At 43.8% G+C, this 23,080-nt stretch carries 21 protein-coding genes; 7 read left to right on the plus strand and 14 right to left on the minus strand.

Going from position 1 to position 23,080, the window contains the following annotated elements; genetic code table 11:
• Nucleotides 1–61 precede the first annotated feature (61 nt).
• A complete protein-coding gene (locus tag OPS25_RS03145) occupies nucleotides 62–1,840 on the plus strand; it encodes a trans-sulfuration enzyme family protein (protein ID WP_265616208.1) in 1,779 nt (592 codons plus the stop codon).
• Nucleotides 1,841–1,950: 110 nt separating this feature from the next.
• Nucleotides 1,951–2,382, plus strand: a complete 432-nt coding sequence (locus OPS25_RS03150; protein ID WP_265616209.1) for an SRPBCC family protein — start codon at nucleotides 1,951–1,953, stop codon at nucleotides 2,380–2,382.
• Here OPS25_RS03150 and OPS25_RS03155 read toward each other — a convergent pair.
• Nucleotides 2,379–3,482 (minus strand): anhydro-N-acetylmuramic acid kinase, encoded by a 1,104-nt coding sequence (locus tag OPS25_RS03155; RefSeq protein ID WP_265616210.1) that lies wholly within the window; start codon nucleotides 3,480–3,482, stop codon nucleotides 2,379–2,381. The genes OPS25_RS03150 and OPS25_RS03155 overlap by 4 nt on opposite strands.
• A 3-nt stretch (nucleotides 3,483–3,485) precedes the next feature.
• Nucleotides 3,486–4,802: an OapA family protein gene (locus OPS25_RS03160; RefSeq protein ID WP_265616211.1), complete on the minus strand. Its 1,317-nt coding sequence runs from the start codon at nucleotides 4,800–4,802 to the stop codon at nucleotides 3,486–3,488.
• Nucleotides 4,803–4,994: 192 nt separating this feature from the next.
• On the opposite strand from OPS25_RS03160, the gene tyrS reads away from it, so the two are divergent.
• Nucleotides 4,995–6,194, plus strand: a complete 1,200-nt coding sequence (gene tyrS, locus OPS25_RS03165; protein WP_265616212.1) for a tyrosine--tRNA ligase — start codon at nucleotides 4,995–4,997, stop codon at nucleotides 6,192–6,194.
• Between the two features lie 6 nt (nucleotides 6,195–6,200).
• On the opposite strand, the gene OPS25_RS03170 is transcribed toward tyrS, so the two are convergent.
• From OPS25_RS03170 to OPS25_RS03225, 12 genes are all read right to left on the minus strand, one after another.
• Nucleotides 6,201–7,529 (minus strand): NAD(P)/FAD-dependent oxidoreductase, encoded by a 1,329-nt coding sequence (locus tag OPS25_RS03170; RefSeq protein WP_265616213.1) that lies wholly within the window; start codon nucleotides 7,527–7,529, stop codon nucleotides 6,201–6,203.
• Entirely contained in the window at nucleotides 7,526–8,101 is a 576-nt protein-coding gene (locus OPS25_RS03175) for a GNAT family N-acetyltransferase (protein ID WP_265616214.1), read from the minus strand. Before OPS25_RS03175 ends, OPS25_RS03170 begins: the two co-directional genes overlap by 4 nt.
• Nucleotides 8,088–8,489 carry a DUF2721 domain-containing protein gene (locus tag OPS25_RS03180; protein WP_265616215.1) on the minus strand — a complete coding sequence of 134 codons (402 nt, stop codon included), beginning with the start codon at nucleotides 8,487–8,489 and terminating at the stop codon, nucleotides 8,088–8,090. The genes OPS25_RS03175 and OPS25_RS03180 overlap by 14 nt, the downstream gene beginning before the upstream one ends.
• Nucleotides 8,490–8,616: 127 nt before the next feature.
• Nucleotides 8,617–10,008 (minus strand): adenosylhomocysteinase, encoded by a 1,392-nt coding sequence (gene ahcY, locus OPS25_RS03185; RefSeq protein ID WP_320411947.1) that lies wholly within the window; start codon nucleotides 10,006–10,008, stop codon nucleotides 8,617–8,619.
• Between the two features lie 59 nt (nucleotides 10,009–10,067).
• Nucleotides 10,068–10,880, minus strand: a complete 813-nt coding sequence (locus OPS25_RS03190) for a cobalamin-binding protein (RefSeq protein ID WP_265616216.1) — start codon at nucleotides 10,878–10,880, stop codon at nucleotides 10,068–10,070.
• The gene (locus OPS25_RS03195) at nucleotides 10,881–11,846 is read right to left on the minus strand and encodes a cobalamin biosynthesis protein CobD/CbiB (RefSeq protein ID WP_265616217.1); all 966 of its coding nucleotides are present in this window, start codon (nucleotides 11,844–11,846) and stop codon (nucleotides 10,881–10,883) included.
• Between the two features lies 1 nt (nucleotide 11,847).
• On the minus strand, nucleotides 11,848–12,561 hold the full coding sequence (locus OPS25_RS03200; RefSeq protein ID WP_265616218.1) for a 5'-methylthioadenosine/adenosylhomocysteine nucleosidase: 714 nt from the start codon (nucleotides 12,559–12,561) through the stop codon (nucleotides 11,848–11,850).
• Nucleotides 12,562–12,677: 116 nt separating this feature from the next.
• Nucleotides 12,678–13,271 carry a DUF2726 domain-containing protein gene (locus tag OPS25_RS03205; RefSeq protein ID WP_265616219.1) on the minus strand — a complete coding sequence of 198 codons (594 nt, stop codon included), beginning with the start codon at nucleotides 13,269–13,271 and terminating at the stop codon, nucleotides 12,678–12,680.
• 445 nt (nucleotides 13,272–13,716) lie between these two features.
• Nucleotides 13,717–14,829: a capsule biosynthesis protein gene (locus OPS25_RS03210; protein WP_265616220.1), complete on the minus strand. Its 1,113-nt coding sequence runs from the start codon at nucleotides 14,827–14,829 to the stop codon at nucleotides 13,717–13,719.
• Nucleotides 14,830–14,851: 22 nt separating this feature from the next.
• Nucleotides 14,852–15,505, minus strand: a complete 654-nt coding sequence (locus OPS25_RS03215) for an ABC transporter ATP-binding protein (protein WP_265616221.1) — start codon at nucleotides 15,503–15,505, stop codon at nucleotides 14,852–14,854.
• Nucleotides 15,502–16,281, minus strand: coding sequence for an ABC transporter permease (locus OPS25_RS03220; protein WP_265616222.1), 780 nt, complete (start codon nucleotides 16,279–16,281; stop codon nucleotides 15,502–15,504). Before OPS25_RS03220 ends, OPS25_RS03215 begins: the two co-directional genes overlap by 4 nt.
• Nucleotides 16,282–16,283: 2 nt before the next feature.
• Nucleotides 16,284–18,113, minus strand: a complete 1,830-nt coding sequence (locus OPS25_RS03225; protein WP_265616223.1) for a polysaccharide biosynthesis/export family protein — start codon at nucleotides 18,111–18,113, stop codon at nucleotides 16,284–16,286.
• A gap of 672 nt (nucleotides 18,114–18,785) precedes the next feature.
• Here OPS25_RS03225 and wecA point away from each other — a divergent pair.
• The 4 genes from wecA to OPS25_RS03245 all read left to right on the plus strand — a co-directional run bounded on the left by wecA (nucleotide 18,786) and on the right by OPS25_RS03245 (nucleotide 23,080).
• Nucleotides 18,786–19,850, plus strand: a complete 1,065-nt coding sequence (gene wecA, locus OPS25_RS03230) for a UDP-N-acetylglucosamine--undecaprenyl-phosphate N-acetylglucosaminephosphotransferase (RefSeq protein WP_265616224.1) — start codon at nucleotides 18,786–18,788, stop codon at nucleotides 19,848–19,850.
• A 155-nt stretch (nucleotides 19,851–20,005) separates the two neighbouring features.
• Entirely contained in the window at nucleotides 20,006–20,827 is an 822-nt protein-coding gene (locus tag OPS25_RS03235) for a glycosyltransferase (protein ID WP_268741377.1), read from the plus strand.
• Nucleotides 20,824–21,681 (plus strand): glycosyltransferase family 2 protein, encoded by an 858-nt coding sequence (locus tag OPS25_RS03240; RefSeq protein ID WP_265616226.1) that lies wholly within the window; start codon nucleotides 20,824–20,826, stop codon nucleotides 21,679–21,681. The genes OPS25_RS03235 and OPS25_RS03240 overlap by 4 nt, the downstream gene beginning before the upstream one ends.
• 55 nt (nucleotides 21,682–21,736) lie before the next feature.
• A complete protein-coding gene (locus tag OPS25_RS03245) occupies nucleotides 21,737–23,080 on the plus strand; it encodes a UDP-glucose dehydrogenase family protein (protein ID WP_265616227.1) in 1,344 nt (447 codons plus the stop codon).

Raw genomic sequence — 23,080 nt, forward strand, 5'->3', positions numbered from 1 at the left:
ATTTATAAATTCTCATTAACAATTTACATTCGCTTATCCCAAATAACCAGAGATAATCGAAATGAAGGATACATTACAATCAGCCAAGTGCCTGTCACCCAGAAGAAATACAACGCAGGCTAATTCACTGGAAGAATTAGTTAGCGAGCAGCTTGCCCACTTTGGCATTGACGCTAACACAGATTACGGCAAGGCACTGAGCAATACTGCGCGCAATCTTTATCAGGCGCAAGCTGATGTGATGACATTATGGGACATCACTACCAATACACTGGGCTCATTAAACAAAGAAGATCGTGTCGCTTATTTCAATGCTAAAAAGTTTTTGTCTTTCCAAATAGCTAAAATTCTCGATACCTTACAAAACCCATTCCGAAAAACCTATCAGAGCTTGTCTTCCGGCGATAACTCTCAAGGGCATTACCCTCTATTTGATAACGTTACTGCTCTTTTCTCTGCTACGCCGGTTGTGGTGCGAACAGCGACCTACGTATACGCATGCACTGAGTGGGTAGACGATGCTTTTCAAGGTAAAGAATTTACCCATCAAATTTATTCTCGTTTGTTAAATCCTACTAATATTTCACTGGCCAACGCCATTGTAGATCGTGAAGCGGGTAAGTTTGCCTCTGAGTATATGGCGTGGAACTTTAACTCGGGGATGGCGGCTATTGATGCGTTACTTTCTAACGTGCTGACACATGGGGATGTATTGATCGTTTCCAGGAATGTTTATGGTGGCACCTATCAGTTATTGCACGATTACTTTGCGCGTAGTAACCGCATGGATATACAGGTCGCATGGTTCGACGGGTACTCTAAAGATGAATTTGTGGATTTTATGACGCAAACGCGTAAAGAAAATGCTGAGCGACTGGAAAAAGGCGCAAAGATGCATGTGTACCTGGAATCGCCATGTAACCCACATGGTTACGTGCTGGATGTCCCCGCTATCTGTGAAGAAGCTCATAAGGTAGAGGCGTTGGTCATGCTGGATTCAACGCTGGCAACGCCAGTGCTGCATCAGCCTCTCCAACATGAGAATCGTGCAGCTCGCCCAGATTACGTAGTGCATAGTTACACTAAAGATATATGCGGAAGTGGTGCGACAACCGCTGGTGTGGTCATTGGCGAAAACCATCGTATGTTCCAGTCTAAAGGCGACGAAGTGAATGGCGTTAAGTGGTCGGAAACCTTATTCTGGGACGTGTATTATATTAAGGGAGCCTTTCTCGACTCAGAAAAAGCCTTTGATGTCCTCAACGGTATGAAGACCCTAGAACAGCGCATTATTTCAAAAGTTATCAATACGCAGGTATTTACCGAGTTTCTCGCTGCCCACCCCAAAATCCGTGTTAACAGCCACGCATTAGACAATCACGCTAATGCTGAGCTAAAGCGCAAGCAGCATAAGCATGGATGGCCGTGCCCGTTGTTCACAGTAGATATGGCACCTGCTAATTTGCAGCGAGAAATTTTTACCCGTTTTTTTGATGCATTAGAGCCTGCTTTTAGTCATCAAGTGAGTATCGGGCAAACCAATACCATAATTCTGTGTCCTGCATTAACGTCGCATTCTGAGTTAAGTACAGAGGAACAGCGTAAAGCGGGTATAGAGTTGACCACGATGCGCATCGCTATGGGAACAGACAATGTGAAGCAATTGATCGCACATTTCATGTTGGCGGCCCGTCACTTTATCGATCCAGCGGTAGAAGGCTTTAGTAAAGGCTTTATGAGCAATGCTGAAATTGACGCATTGTACCAAAAGGTGAGTATGCAGGTATGTGAACAACACTATACCGCGGTGCCCGGTATCGCAGAAATTCTTCAGGAGTGATGGTGATACTACTCTGTTGTGAAGTTTACTCAAACTGTATCGCGGAGTAGTATAAATGCCGGTTTCTCACGTACACAAAAAAAACAGAGACTTTTGTAGAAGAAACCGGCATGTATAATTTTAAAATTAATAAGACGTTTTACCTTCCCATCACTCAGCTGTTTGATGCATTTCACAAGCCTGACTTAATTAGCCAATGGATGGCACCCTCAACCATGCGCGTGGTACATGTGGTTTCTGACTTTGAAGAAGGTGGTATGTATCGGGTGGTATTAGAGGATACCTCTGGTCAATCTTTTCTGTTACACGGAGAGTACACCCGCATTCGCCGTAACGACCAACTGATGTTTTCGTGGGCCTGGGAAAACTTAGTGGCAGCACCCGGGGTAACGAGCGTTGATATACAGTTCGAAGAGTTGGATGAAAACACTACTGAAATTATTTTAATCCACTCTGGGTTCACCAACGAAAGCGCGAGAGACCAGCATTTTTCAGAGTGGAAACGCTGCTTAGAAAAGCTGCCTGCTATTCGATTTCATTAAGCGGGATAGAGTGCCCCCAGCACACACGATTTTCTTGCCCCTGTTACCGCGGGGAGGTTCCCTGGCACCCTATGATTAAACGCCCAGGCTAACCACGCGAAGGCGGCTCCTTCAACCCACTGCGGATTAACCCCCAAGCTTTGGGTGGTTTGAACATCCAATGCAGTATGTAACGAAAGTACTTTTAACAAGTTCAAATTAAAGGCACCGCCACCACATATGTATACTTCGTCAACCTGTTTTAAATTGCGAATAGCGTCGGCAATTGATTGCGCAGTTAACGACAGTAAAGTAGCTTGGACATCATGGGCTGGAAACTCATTCAGTCGATCAAACTGAGTCAGCCAGCTGTCATTAAAATACTCTCGACCGGTGCTTTTAGGGGGCTTTCGGTGAAAATAGGGATCCTCGAGCATGCTTGTTAATAAGTCTGGGATGATGCTACCAGATGCAGCCCATTGCCCGTTTTGGTCAAAATGTCTACCCGTATGTCGCTGACACCAATAGTCCAGGAGCCGGTTACCTGGTCCCGTGTCAAACCCTGTAACCATAGACGAACAATTCGCTGGTAAATAGGTAATGTTGGCAATACCGCCAATGTTAACAATAACCCGCGATACTGATGCCGAACTGAATACCTGATGATGAAATGCTGGGACCAATGGTGCACCATGCCCGCCTTCTGCTATATCCCTGCGTCTGAAATCCGCCACGACATCAATTCCGGTTAAGGTCGCAATAGTATGCGGATCGCCTATCTGAACGGAATATCCTGATTGGGTTTCAGTCTTAGGTTGGTGGCGAATTGTTTGACCGTGCGAGCCGATAGCGACAATATCAGCGGGTTTGAGATTCGTCTCAGCGAGCAATTGATTCACCGCCTCGGCAAAGACCTGTGCCACTTCGCGATCAACCATGGCCATACGACAAAGTTCATCAGTAGAGGGTGTACACAGATTAGTTAACTGGTCTAACAATTCTGCAGGGTAGGGTAAAGACAGGCAGTGCTTGCTGGAGATGCGCTGATGAGAAATGTCACAGAGGACGGCGTCAATGCCGTCCATACTGGTACCAGACATCAGTCCAATGTAGTAGGCCATCGTCTAGTGCATTGCCAGCATAATACGCTTGTTGGTGTCTAACTGACCAAGACGGTTCTCAGCAATCACTTCAAACGCTGCACGCTCTTCTTTTGCAATCGGCAACGCTTTAGGTAATTCCACCGTACGTGGATTACGATGAACGCCATCGACTAGAAATTCATAATGCAAGTGAGCTCCAGTCACCATACCCGTACTGCCCAGATAGCCCACAACCTGCCCTTGCTTGACGGCATCGCCTACCTTGACTGCATTCTTTTTGAAGTGCAGATATTTGGTCGTGTATTTCTCTCCGTGTTGAATAAACACATGGTTTCCGTTAAATCGGTCATACCCAGCCTTAACGACCTTGCCATCACCGGCAGCCATAACTGGGGTGCCGGCTGCCGCCACATAATCTGTGCCACGATGTGCTTTCCAGCGTTTTTGTACCGGGTGGAAGCGGGCTTTAGTGAAGTTGGAACTGACATACTTAAAGTTAATTGGCGCGCGCAAGAAGCTTTTCCGCATGCTACGGCCTTCAGGAGTATAATAGTTTCCGTCGCTGTGCTTTATCGCGACAAACTTTTCACCCTGATTGATAAATTCTGCGGCAACAATATCACCGAATCCGACAAATTCACCGTCGATATACTGCTCTTCAAACACCACGTTAAAGACATCACCTTGACGAATCTCCATAGCAAAGTCGATGTCCCAGCCAAAAATGCCGGCTAGATGCATAATTTGATTATCGGTTAGGCCCGCTGATACACCGGCATGCCAAAAACTGGAAGTAATTTCTCCTTGGGCGAAATTATGCCGCACTTCGATTTCTTTTGTCTGAAGTTCTGCGACCAAGGTCGCTGTTTCATCAGAAGGTGAAATTGATAAGGTTTCCTGCGCTGAGAGTTTGTACTTTAACCCTGCAAAACTGCCATCATCGCCTTTCTTCAACCATAATTCGTCCCCTGGTAAGATAGTAACCAGCGTCTTGGCTAATTTTCCAGAATTACTGACATCATAGGTATCACGCGGGGAAAAACCGGCACGTTGAAAAATTTTCGCCAGCGTGTCACCGCGTCCTACTTTATATACGTGCCAGCCTGATTCTTCTTCTGGTAGGGCGATGTCGGTATTGCGTGTTACTTCCAATTTCAGCGGATACCTGACACCCACATCTAATATGGCTGCTTCAGCATGTCGACTGGCCTCCACAGGCTCAGAAGGAAGCAAAATCATCCCACAGAGAATTGCACTGGCGATAGCTAGCCCGGTGCGGTGTGGCGAAGGCAATTGAGTTACGGTGTTTTTCACACCTTTATATAAATTGATTCTCATCGTACAACCTAATTAGAGAATAAAGCATTCAACATGGTCATTCTTACTTGTGCTGCTCAAATAGTGGGCAGATTATTATTTTTATCGGCAGATTGCGCTCAAATATGAACACCAAACCTTTTAAAGGTTCCCATCCATGCGTAAAATGCCACCCAGATTTAACCGTGATACCCAGTAGATGTGAGAAAATAAATGATTGACTGGCAAACAGCAATAGCTGAAATAAAGCGTGGAACCGATGAGATCCTGCCAGAGCAGGACCTGATAGACAAACTTAAAACCGGTAAAACGCTTACGGTAAAGGCCGGGTTCGACCCTACCGCGCCAGACCTGCATTTAGGTCACACTGTACTGATCAACAAGCTACGAACATTCCAGCAACTCGGTCACAAAGTGATCTTTCTGATCGGAGATTTTACTGGCCTCATAGGCGATCCTACTGGTAAAAATGTTACGCGCAAGCCGTTATCTCGCGAACAGGTATTAGAAAATGCACGTACGTATCAAGAACAAGTCTTTAAAATACTCGATCCTGAACTGACTGAAATTCGCTTTAACTCTGAGTGGATGGATACGCTGGGTGCAGACGGTATGATCAAACTTGCCGCAAGTCAAACGGTTGCGAGAATGCTTGAGCGGGATGATTTTAAAAAGCGCTACGCCAATGGGCAGCCGATAGCCATCCACGAATTTTTATATCCGCTGGTACAAGGTTGGGACTCAGTGGCCTTAAAAGCAGATGTGGAACTGGGGGGGACGGATCAGCGCTTTAACCTTCTGATGGGGCGTGAATTGCAAAAAGATCAGGGGCAAGCACAGCAAGCTATTGTTATGATGCCGTTATTGGAAGGGTTGGACGGAGAGAAAAAGATGTCCAAGTCGCTGAACAACTATATCGGCATAACCGATGCGCCAAACGACATGTTTGGGAAAGTGATGTCAGTATCGGATGAGTTAATGTGGCGTTATTATGATTTGATCAGTTTCCGTCCATTAGAGGAGATACAAGGCTATAGGCGGCAAGTGGCGGATGGCGCAAACCCAAGAGACTTTAAAATTTTGTTAGCCAAAGAAATCATTGCCCGCTTCCACGATGATCATGCTGCTACCGCTGCCCATGAGGATTTTATCCAGCGTTTCCAAAAGAATGCTATTCCTGATGAAATGCCAGAATTTACCTTTGAACTTGGCGCGGATGGATTGGGGTTGGGTAACCTATTAAAAGAAGCGGCACTCGTCGGGTCAACCTCTGATGCCATGCGCATGGTTAAGCAAGGGGCGGTGAAAATTGATGGGGAAAAGGTAAACGATCCACGCTTGCAATTAACTGAAGCAGGTGAAGCGGTTTATCAGGTGGGTAAACGAAAATTTGCCCGTATCACTTTAAAATAAAACGTTTTATTCAAACCAGTGAGCCCAGGTGTAAAGGGCTCGCAGTCCCACCCTGCGCAATGCTGGCAGGGGATATTTAGGTAACGCGTTTTTGTAAAGCGGCAAGCTGACGTCTACGTTTTCCCCTAGTGCTCTTTGCGCCAGTCGGGCACCTGCCAAGGTGGCAAATGAAACCCCCGAACCACAATAACCCATGGAATAGCCAATGCGTTGTGACTCGTCGAATATGACCCGTGGCATACTGTCAAACGCCACCGACACCCACCCACTCCAGAAATAATCAACGTCAACCACGTTTAGCGCTGGAAAGCTTGCGGTCATAGCACTAATTAACCGTTGTCTTGATAGTGGACTATCCGCATTTTTACCCGTCACCGCACCTCTGCCACCAAACAGTAAGCGACCATCAGGTAAGGTGCGATAGTAATATTTCATCATCCTTGTATCCATCATGGTGATCGGTTGATTGAGACCAGTACGGTTTTTTACGGGGGCTGGGATCGGCGCCGTAACAATGATACTGGATTGCACAGGAAACTGACGCTGGTCGATAAGCGGATGGAATTTACGCGGACTGTACGCGTTACTGGCTAAAAGAATATTTTCAGCGGTAATGGTGGCCTGTGGTGTTTTCACTTGCCAGCCATTTGCTGTGCGTTCGATAGACTCAGCTGGCGTGCGGGTATAAATTTTTGCCCCTTCACGTTCGGCTAATGCGGCCAGACCATCAATGTATTTTAGAGGATTAAGAGCTTTTCCTGCCTGTGCGGAAGCGCCATACGCTTGCTTGATAGATAATTGGCCGTTAAGCTCACGCGCAGATAAAAAAGTCGCACTTGCACCAAATTGCTGATTGTTCGTCTCTACAGCTCTACGTAATAATTCTGCTTGTTTAGGATTATGAGCAATTTTTAAGTAAGGGCCAATATTAATATCGCACGCAATATCCCCCTGGCGGATTCGCTTATCCACTTCGTCGACTGCATTTTGAAATTCACGATGCATCTTTTCCGCGACAGCGTTTCCCCACTTCTTAGCAATGGCTGATAAGCTGTAACGGCCAGTACCAGAAAGCACAAAACCGCCGTTTCGCCCAGCGCAGCCAAAACCGACATCATGGCTGTCGATAACGAGCACGTCAGCATTAGCGGACCTCTGCATAAGCTCACACGCTGCACTAAGACCGGTATAGCCGGCACCAATGATCAACCATTCACAATGTATGTCTTGTCGAAGCGAGTCCCTCGCCAATACCTGATGAGTTGATCGCCAGTAAGTGGGAGGATGTGGGTATTGCGGGCTGACTGCGTTAGCAGTTAATGGGTCATAACTCATTTGAACGGCAATATCATTTCAGCGGCCACACATTCGCAATACCCTTCGCAGACGGGACAGTCGTAGCCTTCGTGAATGGATGCATATCGCCACCGGTTAGGATGCTTTTTTACTAACTTCCCCCCATTTTTTGAAAAGTATTTAAATGCGCTGTTACCCGGGCTAGCCAGCCATATGTGAGCCAGTCCAGCTTTGGCTCCCTGTAGTTTGGCTCGTTCAATAGAGCGTTTCAATAACTTACTGCCCACGCCGTGAGCACGGATAGACTTGTCCACGGTATTACATTTAAAATAACACACCTGATGAGGGGGGAACGGCCATAACTCTGGTGAGCACCATTCACTGGGGATCCATTTTGATGCGGCGTAAGTAAGACGAAAGCCGACGACTTTACCTTCAAGTAATGCCACCCAGCTAGCATTGATATCATCTTGCCAGCTGTCTTCATAAATTGTTTTTATCGATTCAGTGGTAAGGTAATTATCACCATGTACTCGGTTACCTAACTCGAGCACTCCGTCAAAATGCGTCGGGTCGAATTGCACATAATCGATCTGCTTAACACTCTTCATGTTTTGATTTCCTCGCTACACCGGCTAAATGTACATCTAATGCTTCCACCGAAATCAGAATTTCTCTGACTGACATCCACAAGGAATAAAGCAGGCACACTAAACTGATACCAAAAATCCAGCTACCTATTTCCTGATACGTTAAGTAGATTGCCAACATTGCGAGCACGCATAGAAAAAAGCTGGCGACGCCCGCAATTTGCATGCGTTTGATTAACTGAATGCGTTGGCGTAAATTTTTGATTTGCGCGGCGGTATTGTTATTCAGTTCATCTTTGGCAAAGTTACGAATGATCGTTGCCAAGGTTAAAAACCTGTTTGTATAGGCCAAAAGCAACAACGAAATGGCTGGAAAAAGCATCGCTGGTGTCGCTAAATCAATATTCATGAATGTTTGCTTGCTTAATTAAATTTTTCAGCAGTTTAGCAAACCTGGGCCGTCTTCATCCACCTTATCCCATTTCGTCATTCTGACTATGGTGAAACAGTGTGATGACTGCCGTAAAACACGTTCTTTAATAGCGATAATGCTCGGGTTTATAGGGGCCCTGTTTATCTACTCCAATATACTCTGCCTGCTGGTTAGTCAGTTCAGTTATAACCCCACCGAACCCTTCAACCATATAGCGAGCAACTTCCTCGTCTAACTGTCGGGGCAACACTTCCACGCGCAGCAGCTCCCGCTGAGTCTGCGAGTCTTGTGCAGCATAAGCCTGTTGGTAAAGATGTATTTGCGCGAGCACCTGGTTGGCAAACGAACCATCCATGACACGGGAAGGGTGACCCGTCGCGTTTCCTAGATTTACTAAACGGCCTTCGGAGAGCAGCAGGATATAGTCGTTTTCATTGTCGCTGCGGTATACCTTATGCACCTGCGGCTTTATTTCTTCCCAGCGCCAGTGTTGACGCATGAAGGCTGTATCAATCTCATTATCAAAATGGCCGATATTACATACTACCGCTCCGCGTTTGATGCTGCAGAGCATGTGGGCATCACAGACATTGATATTACCAGTGGTGGTCACTAACAAATCAATCCTGCTCAACAAACTTGTATCAATAGCTTGTTTGCCTCCAGTGTTGATGCCATGGTAGAAAGGGGATACCACTTCAAACCCGTCCATGCAGGCTTGCATGGCACAGATAGGATCCACTTCAGACACTTTCACGATCATACCTTCTTGTCGCAAAGATTGTGCGGAGCCTTTGCCAACGTCGCCATAGCCGATAACTAAAGCCTTCTTGCCAGCCAGTAAATGATCCGTTGCACGTTTAATCGCATCATTCAAACTATGCCGACAACCATACTTGTTATCGTTCTTAGATTTTGTAACGGAATCATTCACATTGATTGCTGGAACTTTTAATTGACCGCGTTTGAGCATATCCATTAAACGGTGTACACCGGTAGTGGTTTCCTCGGTAATGCCGTGCACACGTGCTAGCACCTGGGGAAATTTCTGGTGTAATAGGGCAGTCAGGTCGCCACCATCGTCCAGCACCATATTGGCCTCCCAGAGCTCGCCATTTTTCATAATGGTTTGTTCAAGACACCATTCGTAATCGGCTTCGGATTCACCCTTCCAGGCGAAGACCGGCACCCCTGCTGCTGCCATCGCTGCTGCAGCGTGATCTTGCGTTGAAAAGATGTTACAGGAGGACCAGCGAACTTCTGCCCCTAATGCGCGTAGCGTTTCTATAAGTACTCCCGTCTGAATTGTCATATGAATGCAGCCGAGAATTTTTGCCCCTGCTAGAGGCTTCTCTTTGTTGTACTTCTCTCGAATGGCCATCAAGGCGGGCATTTCGCTTTCAGCAATGGTGAGCTCTTTTCGCCCCCAATCCGCCAGCGAGATATCCGCGACTTTATAATCACCCGAAGCCATCACATGGTTTTCGTACTTCATTGTTGTGCTCTAATTTTAGTGGTAGTTTGGTTAAAAGTAGAACAGCTTAGGAAATGTAGCTAGTGTGGGGATGGTTCTGAAGCGATTTTTTCACATACCTGTAGCAGTTCTCCTGGTAAACGCAACGTGAAACGACCGAAAATGTCCGGATTTACCTTGATCAAGGGGGCTTTCAGAACGTTTCTGTGAGGCTTCCAAAATTGTTCAAGCACTTGCTGTGAATGGTGACTGGACGCGATCAACTTGGTGGGTTGGCGTTTTAATACGTCGTGAAGAGAAACTTCTGGAAAATCAACGGGTGAGTCGCTAAAAATCGTTTGTGCACCGCACAAGTTAAGTAACTGATTTGCCCAGGTACCTGCACCTATTGTCATCAATGGTTTTTCCCAATAGTAATAAAATACGCGCTGCTTTTTCGAACCAAATTGCTGCCGGATTTCCGCAATATCCTGTGTAAAGCGATGAGTAAGTTCTTTGGCCAATTCGGTTTTATTTAATCGTTTTGCTAACTGACGGATCTCGCTTGATAGGCCTGCTGGCGAATTGGGCGAGGAGGTGAAAACCTCGTAGCCTAATGCGCGCAACCGAGCAATATCCTGAGTTTTGTTGCCACCATCCCAGGCGAGAATAAAAGTGGGTTTTAGCGCGATTAAACGTTTAAAGTTTACCCCGTGATGACTGGCGACGACAGGCAGTTGTTTCGCTTCATTTGGAAAATCACTGAATTCGCTTACCGCCACTAGTTTGTCACCACTTTGAAGACTATATACCCATTCAGTCAGGTGGGGGGATAGGGTGATGATACGTTCAGTCGACGCAACACTAGCGGAGAGAAATAACGCTAAAAGAAGCAAATTCTTAAATTTTATCATTCAATAGAAACTCGTTACCGGCGGAATTTCCCATATGGCTAGTAGAAGTAGGGTCGAGAGTGCAATCAGCAGCAGTGAAGCCCGCGTAATCGCGCGTTGGCAATAAATCATATCTGAGTAGCGAACCTCTCTTTGCCCTCCTACTCTTGGATAGCGATTCATGTGACCATGATAAAATGCAGGTCCGCCTAATTTAATATCATGCCCTCCGCCCATTACAGCAAGTATTAACGAGCTCTGGTCCCGTACCTTTGTATTCATTAGTGCTCGCCATGCTTTGAGGGGATTCGTTACCATGCATAAGGCGATTATTGCGATAAAAGCAGGTATTGCTCGCAGGGCTTTTGTCAGATTATGGACGGGTTGACTAAAGCGCAAGTATCCCGGTTTGCGCCAGTGCCATTCCCAATTTAGGGTAAGCAGCATTCTATATACCAAGGCAGTTACTGGCCCAGCCACTAAGAACCAGAATAATACGCCCCAATATTGGTAACAAAACCGCAGTACTAATGACTCAATCGCAGCCTTGGCAATACCAATATCAGTCAGCCTCGTGCAATCACGATAAACGATGGGGTTGAGCATTTCCCGGCTGAGCATTTTTTTATGATTACCCACTGCCGCTACCACACGTGCATATTGAAAACGGATGTGGCTGAAGTCTACTAGCGCAAGCATTAATACTGCTTCGAAAAACAACGGATATTCCGCAATATAGACCAACAATCCCACCAGTACGGCGAATGGTGTGATCAAAACGATCACACCAAGTGCCCCTGAAATATAATGTTGGAGTGAGGGGTCCTGCTTCAATGGCAGGACCTTCTTGGCCATATTGTTAGCCATTATTCGTAATAAAGATAACGGATGGTATGCGGACGGCCAGCGCCAAATAAAATCCAGCAGAACCACTAGCCAGAGTATAGCCAGGGTGCCAAGTACCGAATCTGTTATCAACGCTTCCATGTTAATTCAGCAAAGGGTCTTCCGACAGCTCTTTAATCATGCCCATCACAAGTTCAGCAGAATGTTTTGCGGCCACATCGAGGTAATCTCTAAAGGACATTGTTGAGGTTACACCAGCAATATCCGATAACGACCGGATAACTACAAAAGGTGTATCCAGCATAAAACACGTCTGTCCAATTGCTGCACCTTCCATTTCAACGGCGCACATAGCCGGAAACAGAGCGCGCAGCCGAGATGCTGCTTCGTCACACCCGATAAAAGCATCACCAGTGCACACTAGACCGCGTTTTGAAGTGACGTGTACTACATCTGCCGCAGCGTGTTCAGCCGCGGCAATCAGACGTTCATCACAAGGGTAGATATCGGGCATACCACTTGCCTGGCCACGAGCGTAGCCAAAGTGGGTAAGATCGACATCATGATGCTGGACACCGCTAGCGATGACGAGATCGCCCACTTTCAGATTGGTATCAAAACCCCCTGCGGAACCGGTATTAACGACAAAGTCCGGGCCGAAGCGATCAATCATCATGGCAGTGGCCACGGATGCCGCGACTTTACCGATCCCACACTTTACCACTACTACATTCACGCCGTGTAAATGGCCAGAGTAAAAAGTTAAATGGGCCCACACTGATGTCGTCACATCTTCAAGAGACGCTTTGAGTAGAGCGACTTCCTGATCCATCGCACCTAAAATACCAATTTTCATATGAAAAAACCGTAAGCTTCAGCCGCTGTAAATAAGCGGCTAACATTAAAAGCGCATAATTCTATAATGAATGTCGTTAAACTGACAGAGATTTGCCGCAAAGCTGCATAACGGGATTATGCAGCAGCCTTATTTGAACGAACAGAACGAACCGGGCGGGTAGGGCGTCGGGGAGGAGCTGGATTATGTGTCGGGGCTTGGGCTAGTTTTTGCAGATTTCGACGATAAGGAATAAGTTTCGTTTCAATGCATTCACGAATATCTTCAACAGTATAGCCTGCCTGGACCTTTATCCGCGCATGAGGAATTCCCGCTGAGTCCAACGCACCTGAAACAAACCAGTCTTTTTGTGTCTTATAACCTTCTTTACCACTATTGTGCACTAAATCGATGGCAAGTACTGGGCTCATATCATGCCTTGAACATAACACAAAATCCAATTGTCTGCCTGAAGCACGGGAGAGCGCTGAGCTGGCCTGCTTGCGGCTGATACTGTGTTTTACCATCAGCAAATCATTCAGTCGAACGCGACACAATACGCGAAATTCGTTTCCAATAGCCTGATCAATTAAATTAAGAAATGTATGCTCAACTGGTGTGAACAATGTGGGCTTTCGGCGAAACGGAAACGTTACGCCATTATCTGACAATTTTGTGGCACTTATTGCAACAACAACTAGTAAAATCATTAATATGATGGCCAGTTCCATAATTTCCTCGCAATGATTCTTTTTAAAGCGACAATAAATTGACGTTTTCGAAGGCAAATGCCAACGGTTTGAATGTTTAATTAGATATTGCAAAGGGAGTGCCACAGTAAAAATAAAGCGGAACTACATGGGTAGGGTAATTGTTTCTCGCGCTACCGCAGTATGCGAAGGAGCGGTAAACTAGACAGATTGAGTCAGATAACAGTAGGGATTAGCTTGTTCAAATCTTGGCGATTTAAGGGCCATTCCCTAGGAGACAATTCGCATACCAGCGTTCATTTTAAATTGATACTTTAACTCAGGATTCCGGAATGAGGAAAATGCTATCCTATCACTATAGTTACAGCACAAAACCAGCTCCTATGCTGGGTAAGAGTGACATCGTAGTGATGGCACTCTTACCCTTACACTGATGTTAATCCGATCAGTACGTCAGCTTTTAAAATTAAAGCTCTCGGATGGTGGCAATGACAATTCTAGTTACGCCATAAATCATGAAAAGAATGAGACCGAACAGAACTAAATTATATAGTATATCTGGATACTGACTTTTGTCGGGTAGGGTTGCATTATCCACGGTAACAAGATGTTGAAATTGTTCGTAGGTTTCAACACGTATATTTTCTAACGACATTAGGGAGGTAGAGTAGGCTTGTAGGGCTAATTCAAGTTCTATTTTTATGTTTGAGAATCGCGCCATTAATTCTGTGGTTGAAAGTTGACTCTCTAATTGCTTACCTTTCACTACTTTGTTTTTCTGTTCAGCTATTTGGTTTTGTATTGCTTTTATCTGCCGCTGGACTGCCATGATTTCTGGTGCCTTTGGCGACATAATAGTTGATAGTGCGTTAAGCTCAGTTTGTTTTTGAGCCAGCGTTGCTTCTAATGAAAATGTGAGCTGCTGTAATGCGGCCCCTTGCATCGTAGGGTCCAAGACTTCATACTCAGATTGAAATGAGAGTAAATCTGTTTTTGCTTGTCTTAGTTTCTCTTCGATCTTTTGATGTTCTTTTTTAGCGAATTCAAGTTTACTAACTGCTAAATCATTATTGATTTTATTGACAAATTTTTCTGCTTGGCTAATAACTGTTTTATTAATTAGTTGAGCAAATTCGGGACTAAATGCCCTAACCTGTAACGAAATGATTGATGATAAATCGTCCTTGTAGACCTCAATATGATTGCGATAAAACTCTTGGAACTCTTCTCTTGATGCATTGGCAGGTAGCCTGCTAAAAAAATCATAATCCGTCGATGAATAATGTTTTCTTACTCCTAAGGTTTCATCAAGATAATTCGCCATGTCAGCTGATTCAATAAAAGCAATAATCACATCACTTTCATCAGATGGTGTACCTACAGAAAGCCCTGGTAGCAATGATGAGGGATCAAATGCACTACCACCATCACTTGCTTTTATGATTAGCTTACTTTCACTTTCGAATTGATTCGACGCAATAAATGTCAGATAGAATGCATATATAAGCCATATAGAAAGCACTAGCAAACTAGGTCGTCTTAATATGAAAGCTTTGATTTTGGTTAACTTATCTGTCACAAAAATGTCCCGTCCATTTTCATTAATTTTCACCCGTGTATATTGCAATAGCTTCTTCAAGGTCTTTGTAATATTTCAGCTTTCCGTCTCTAATTATGACCGCTGAAGTGCAAAATTCTCTAATTTGATCAAGTTCATGACTGACCATAATAACGCCGGCTTGTTTAGCTTTGTCTTTCAGGGTTTTTTTTGCCTTTTTTCGGAAATGAGGATCCCCAACAGAAGTTGCTTCATCTATTAGATAGATATCGAAGTTTATATTCATACAACAAGCGAATACTAGCTTAGCTCGCATTCCTGAAGAGTAGGTTTTGACTGGTAAATCGAATTTGTTTTTCAATTCGGCAAATGTTTGTACATTTTTTTCGTATTCGCTGAGCGAACGAACATTATTAATTCTTCCAATAAATCTTGTGTTTTCTCGTCCTGTCATTTGTGGATGAATACCAGTTTGTAACGCAACGGGCCATGACATAGACTTTTTCGTTATAATTTGGCCTCTGTCGGGATATTCACTTTTTGCTAACATACGAAAAAGGGTAGATTTACCAGCACCATTCTTTCCTAAAATCGCCACGTTACTTTCAGTAGGAAAGGTAAAATTTAAGTCCTTAAAAATATACTGGCGACCCTGAACGCTCGGATAGCTTTTTGTTAGTGCTTTGATTTGGATCATCTTGAAAGAATATTCTTCCATGTTAGGTGATAGATGGACAAGGCGAAAAATAACGAAACCAGGGAACACATGGCAGCATAAGCTAAACTTACCCCTTCATTCCCGTAGGATGTAAAACATGCGTAACGTGCAAGTTCAATATAATGCACCACCGGATTCCAGTTGAAGTAATGCCAGTACTCTTTGGGAATATCCTGAAGGCTAAAAAAAACGCACGAGATAAAGAACATGGGGCGCGATATAAAATTTTTAATTTTATCAATTTCTGGAATATAAGCCGCAGCGATACTGAATAAGAGTGCAATGCTAGTGGCAAAAATCCAGAGCAAAAGGTAAACACCCACTAACATTACGGGGTTATCAAATGAATAAGGCATCCGCATCAAATATACGGCAATAGAAAGTAAAAAAATGACTACCGTTTTTATTGAAAACTCCAGAAATGCTGAGGTTATTATTGCAGAGATGGGATGCACCTGTCTAAAGGCGTATAAAGGTTTATTTTTTTTAATCGCCGTGGAAATGCTATTGAGAGAACTTAAGAATGACTGAATTCCAATCATCCCTATAAGCATGAATATGAAGATGGGAATGGAGTGAACATCTCCGCCTGTCACCTTCCCCCTGATAAAAGATAACACGAGTATAAAAAGAGCAGGTTCAATAAATGCCCAGCTCAATCCCAACTTATCATTGAATTTACTCTGTAATTCTCGAAGAAAAAGGGCAAAAATAACGGTTCGCCACCCTTTTAACTGGGCTGATAAAGAGTTCATAATCAACGAACAGCGACGTTTGCTGCGATAGCAATCTGATAAATTATCTGAGTAATATCCTTGATCGCTTGCAAGGACTTCATTTCGATTGAGGGTAAAACCACTACCTGATCGCCGGCTTCAATATTGACATCACCACTTCCGCTAAACCAAAAGCCAGAGTCCAGTGAGGTGATTTGAACATTCCCATTTTTCTTAATGATAAGAATACGGTCGCTATCTGCTCGCTGGGTGAAACCTCCGGCCCATGCAAGGTAATCTTCCATATCTGCATTTGGGTTATATACAACTGACTGGGGGACTAATACTTCGCCGCCAATGTGAATAAGATCCGTCGCTGCAGGGATATAAATCGTATCATTCGGCTCTAATAGAATATTAGCGATTGCCCCATCTTCAGAAATTATTACTTTGCCTAACGGCTCAACTTCCCGCGCTCTTTCGATAAAATCAGAGACAAGACTTGCTTCCTGAACACGAATTGCTCCCTCTCCGGATGAACTGATAGGTGCAGTATAAATACTGCGCTCAAGCCGTTGCAAGGCTGCTTCAATGATCTCAGCCTGCTTATCCGCCACGCTTTCGCGAAGGAGATAGATATTTTTTGTATCAGAGAGTGAAGGCGTAACCGAGATATAGTCTAGCAACTGTTTTATTCTAGTGCCTTTCTTCACAATAAACTGAGATTGCCCTGAAAAACTGCCCGCTACACTTACTCTATAAACATTTTGTTCATGGTCCTGCATATATTCAATGATATCCCCTGATTTCAGTGAAATATCGTTGAATTGCTCTATGGTCAAGTAGCGGGCAAACTGTTTCCCATTGCGTAAACCGGTTATCGCCACATGATTGGAAAAATCATCGGGAAGCGCATAGGTATTGAGCTTTTCACCAGTTAATTCGGCCGATTCGAATTCAAAGGTGAATCCATTTTTCGCCCCTCGCTCGACCGTTACCGTCTTGCCGATAGGACGTACCAGGATAATATCGCCATCCTTAAACTGATGATCAGGTAACTTACCAAACTTTGCGAATTCATATAAATCTACCTCTGTAACTACCTGATCTTCACGAATAATTTGTACGTTACGAAAGCTACCTCTTTGGAAATCAATCCCTCCCGCTCTTCTTAAATAATAAAGCACGCTGTCCGAGGCCTGACCTGCATATTGCCCCGGTCTTACCACTGGGCCCGAAATAAACACGGATACAGGCGTGGCGGTGAGCAGGTCGATGTAAATTTCCACATCATTTGTATATACTTCGCGGATCTTGCGTTGAACAAGCGCGTTAACGCTGCTAGCAGGTGCATCGGCAAGATGGATGGGTCCAACATTAGGAATAAAAATATTGCCTTGATTATCCACTGTAGCTACGGCCGAGTAGTTTGCTGCACCCCACATCCAGATAGAAATTTGATCACCAGGCGCAATTAAATAGTTTTCGTTAATACCTGTTGTACGTTCTGATTCAAATCCACCAATAAAAAGGTTAGCGGCGAAAGGAGGAGCAAGCAACGACGATCGCAAAGGGAAGACAGATTGAACGGTAGGCTCCCCAGGCAAATAGATACCACTGCGAGGCTTGCTGGTAAAACGTCCCATGCTATCCCGTTGGTTTTGCATTTGGGGTAATTCCACATCTGTAGACAATTCAAAAGGGGAAATCTGATTTGGCGTGCCTTGCTGATCTGTATTACCTGATTGTTGCTGAGACTGGTTCTGCGATTGATTTCTGAGTTCCTGCATTTGCTCCAATGATTGAGCAAATGAGTCAAATATAGTGAAAGTCAGAAATAAGAAAACAACAGCACTTAAAAAATTTTTCATTTGTATATCGTATTTTATCTAATGTTTTTTAGTTTAAAGCTTTTAGCTCTACCCACTCGCCGCTCTTCCAGCAATAGTGACTTTTTTCGTTATTACTGTTCTTTTTAGTTACTATGCAATCATGGTTCAACGCAGAAGTATAGCGAGAGTGGACTTGGATTGCCTCATCATTCCCAGGTAATGCGGGAGCAGGCAAATTCTGTTCATGGTTACCTGAAGCTAACTCAATATCAACTGTCTGCGAAGATGATACCATAGGCACACTGGCATATACCCGCGGAGGCGGCGCAGCACAAGCAGATAATAATACTGTAATAAGGGCACAAAAAGGTACAACGAAGTAATTAGAATACATAAACAACTAATTATATTTGAGCTATTTTTACAAAGAATACCATAGTGAACCGAAAGCACATATCTTACTTTTTAAAAACTTATTGAAGTCATTATATAAATAACCACAAGTATTTTTGCACATTAGTCTAGTCTTATTCCACGTTGTCTATTATCATATGCGCGTTTAAGTATGTCCTACTCATGCAATGCTAGAAAATTCGAATGCTTTTGAAACAAGTGAATGTTTCTATTTTCTATATAAGGCTTTTGTAAAGCGTTCGAGTTAGTTATTCGGCGACATGCAGTAACACTGGGAAGTAAGGATTACAGTTAGGTATGTTCGATTATTTTCAATTTGTCCCGCTTTTTACAGCATTCTTTGTTGCTTTAGTGCTGTTAGTGGTGATGACCCCGTTAGCGCATCAATTTGGTTTAGTTGATCAGCCAAGCTATCGGAAAAAGCACACTGGTATGGTTCCGCTTACCGGTGGTGTGGCTATTTTTATGGCGGTACTCGTTGCGAGTATCGTTACCGATGTATGGATGAAAAATAATCCTCTTTTCTTTACTGCCTCTGCGTTTATTGTACTTCTAGGCATGATGGATGATCGTTTTGATCTGAGTGCGAAAGGGCGCCTGGTTTGTCAATTCGGTGTGGCCGCAATCATGGCCTGGAGTGCGCAAAATTATATCACTGATCTAGGAGATATTATCGGAATCGGAAATATTTCTCTTGGATTGGGCGGCTACTTTTTTACCATTGTGTGTGTGGTAGGTGTGATCAATGCTTTCAATATGATTGATGGAATTGACGGTCTCGCCGGCGGTATGAGTTTAATCATATTGTTAACGGTAGTGGGATTTTTACTCGCTACAGGTAATGGTGAAGCGGTAATGGAACCTCTCATAATTGTCGCTGCGATTGTCCCTTTTTTAGCGTTTAACCTGAGCTGGAAAGGGTTCAAAGGGAACAAGATTTTTATGGGCGATGCAGGCAGTATGTTTGTCGGATTGACAATAGTCTGGTTGCTGGTAGATCATACCCAGGCTACCAACCCAGCCTTTCGCCCAATTACTGCGGTCTGGTTAATAGGCCTGCCGTTGATGGATATGGCGGCGATTATGTATCGTCGTGCGATGAAAGGACAATCGGTGCTTCGCCCTGATAGAAAACATCTGCATAATATATTTATGCGGGCGGGTTTTAGCTCAACCCAAGCACTAATTGCTATTTTAGCAATGGGATTCTGCTATTGTGTTATCGGTATTTTCGGAGAGATTTACCAAGTTGCTGAATCAATAATGTTCGCTGCATTTGTGGGATTATTGATTATCTATAGTTTTGTAATTCAAAACATCTGGTCAGTGATCAGAATTTTTAAAAAGCTTGTGCATGCATAGCTCTTTCACAATGATGATATGCATAAAGTAGCAGTTACCGTCATTTTTCTTTCCCCCCTTACCATGTTGTGCGCATAGTGAAAAAACACCCGTCAGTTGAATATACCGTTATAAGTCAAAGCATTAGTCAGCTCTATGTAGAGACGATTGTGGCGATGGCGATTTATGAGCATGATAAAGTACGGTGGGTTAAACAGGCCATTGACAGTATTCTGAACCAAGATTACCGGGATTTTTCATTTATTATCATCATTGACGGTGATATCAGTGATTCAATGCATAAGTTACTAAACGAATATACTGAAAAGGATAAACGCTTAGTACTGGCGAAGTGCAATGTTAATAATGGATTAGCTGCCGCGATGAATTTTGCGGTCGAATGGGGCATGCAATTTAATCCAGATTTTTTCGTCAGAATGGATGCCGACGACATAGCATATCCAAATCGTTTGAGTCGCCAGATAACTTATCTTCAATCGCATAAACAAATTGCGGTGTTAGGCTCAGCGCTCGAGGAAATTAATGAAAATGGCAGGCGCGTAGGACAACGTGTAATGCCTACCTCACATAAACGAATTGTTAGAATGTTACCTCGCCGCTGCACGTTGAATCATCCTACCGTCACCATACGCTATAATGTATTTAAAGACGGAAATCGTTATAACGCAGCGTTGAAAAATACTCAGGATTATTTTTTCTGGATAACGCTAGCAAAACAAGGTTATGTATTTCGAAATTTAAAAGATAAATTACTTTCATTTCGAAGAGTTAACAATTTTTACAAGCGAAGAGGGATTTCCAAATCAATTAATGAGTTTCGAGCCAGATTTTTGGCGATGAAAGAATTAAGACGATTTACTATTTTGAATGTGGCATACGCATGTGGAGTACTTACATTAAGGTTGATGCCATCTAAAATTGTAAAATTTGCTTATAAACTTGATAGAATTCTTTTAGATAAATTTTTAAAGCATTGAAAACTGGCGCAATAATAGTACTTTACAATCCAGATGCGAAGCATTTGTGCTCGATGCTGGAAACTCTGAGAGCTTCTGATATCTTTACAGTTGTAGTGGATAATTCCGCCTTTAGCCATGCTGAAATATTCCCTTCCCATGTAAATTATTTACACTTCCCTGAAAATGTCGGTATTGCCGCTGCTCAAAACGCAGGCATTATTGCGCTTAGAGATTCAGGTTATGACGCAGCATTTGTTTTTGACCAAGACAGTCACCTGACACAACAGCTCTTGTGCGGATTAATTGCACAACTTCAGGCCAGCATTCAAGAAAATCCTAAAATAGCAGCTATCGGTCCGACAGTGATCTGCGGCTTCAACCAGACTGCACAAATTCCTAAGCTCAAATATGCTCACGAAAGTGGTGATTTAATTAGTGTTAGTCAAATTATTGCCTCAGGCATGTTAATTTTTCTTGCCCATGTGAATGTAATTGGGCTCAAAGATGAATCGTTATTTATAGATGGCGTGGACCATGAATGGTGCTGGCGGGCTCGAAGTAAAGGATTTGCCATCTTAATAGCAAAAAATATTCTTATGCATCATAAACAAGGTGATGCGCGACATACCTACTTTGGCATAACGTTTAAGCGTGGAGCCCCTATCAGATTATACTACCAGGTACGGAATGTGCTTAAACTTTGCCGGCGAAATTACGTTCCTATAAGATGGAAAGTTAGAAATTTGCTGGCGTTACCCTTGAGATGGGTAGTCAATCGTTTTTTATTTCCCGATGGTCCTCTGCGCGGTAAGTACACCAAACTAGGATTTCGCGATGGTATAAAAAATCGATCTGGGAAAATAAACGTATAGTTTATTGATGTAGCAGTGTGCCGTTTGCCTGCGTCAAAACGAAGAAGGAAAGAAATTGAAAGTTACAGTTTTTGGAATAGGATACGTTGGGTTAGTGCAAGCCGCGGTACTGGCAGAAGTAGGCCATGATGTTGTTTGTGTGGATGTGGATGAAAATAAAGTTGCAAGACTCCAAGATGGTGAAATACCGATTTACGAGCCTGGTCTAACTCCTCTAGTGCAATCCAATTACCAGTCAGGTCGTCTCAAATTCACCACAGATGCTAGCGAGGGCGTGTCGCATGGTGACTTAATTTTCATTGCGGTAGGAACGCCTCCCGATGAAGATGGGTCTGCAGACCTTAAATATGTACTGGCTGTTGCTGAAACTATCGCTAGCAATATGCAGAAATATAAGATCGTGATCAATAAATCTACTGTTCCCGTTGGTACAGCGGACAAGGTCAGAGAAAAAATTGCGACCGTTTTACAAACGAAAAATAAAAATATTGATTTTGACGTCGTTTCTAATCCTGAATTTTTAAAAGAAGGTGCTGCTGTTAATGACTGTATGCGCCCGGATCGAATCATAATCGGCACGCATAGCGCCAAAGCAGAAACGAAATTACGTGAGCTTTATGCACCGTTTAATAGAAATCACGACAAAGTTATTGTCATGGATATTCGTAGTGCCGAACTGACAAAATATGCTGCAAACTGCATGCTGGCGACAAAAATCAGCTTTATGAATGAAATTGCAAACCTGGCTGAGCGTTTCGGTGCTGATGTTGAAAATGTTCGCCGTGGTATCGGTTCTGATCCAAGAATAGGTTATCAATTTATCTATCCTGGTTGTGGCTATGGGGGCTCATGTTTCCCAAAAGATGTGCAGGCGTTAATTCGCAGCGCTAATTCGGTTGGCTACCAGGCTAAGATCCTAGAATCGGTAGAAGCGGTGAACTACACCCAAAAAGAGAAACTCTTCGAATACATCATGGGACATTTTGATCATGATGTTAAAGGAAAAACCGTTGCTCTTTGGGGCTTAGCCTTTAAACCCAATACGGATGATATGCGTGAAGCTTCGAGTCGAGTTCTAATGGAGAAGCTGTGGGAAGCAGGTGCGCGTGTACAAGCGTACGATCCGGAAGCCATGGAAGAAACACAGAGAATCTATGCCGATCAACCCAATCTTAAATTAATGGGTACTAAAGAAGCAGCACTAGCTGAGGCTGATTGTCTTGTCATCTGCACAGAGTGGCAGGCTTTCAGAGCACCGGATTTTGAATTAATTAAGAATAAACTTAAACAGCCGTTGGTTTTTGATGGCCGAAATTTGTATGAACCTTCCCGAATGAAGGAATATGGATTACAGTACTATGCCATCGGCAGGGGCTTGTCAGTAAAAGGATATCAGTAA

The organism is Alteromonas aquimaris, from assembly GCF_026183695.1.
GTDB lineage: Bacteria > Pseudomonadota > Gammaproteobacteria > Enterobacterales > Alteromonadaceae > Alteromonas > Alteromonas aquimaris.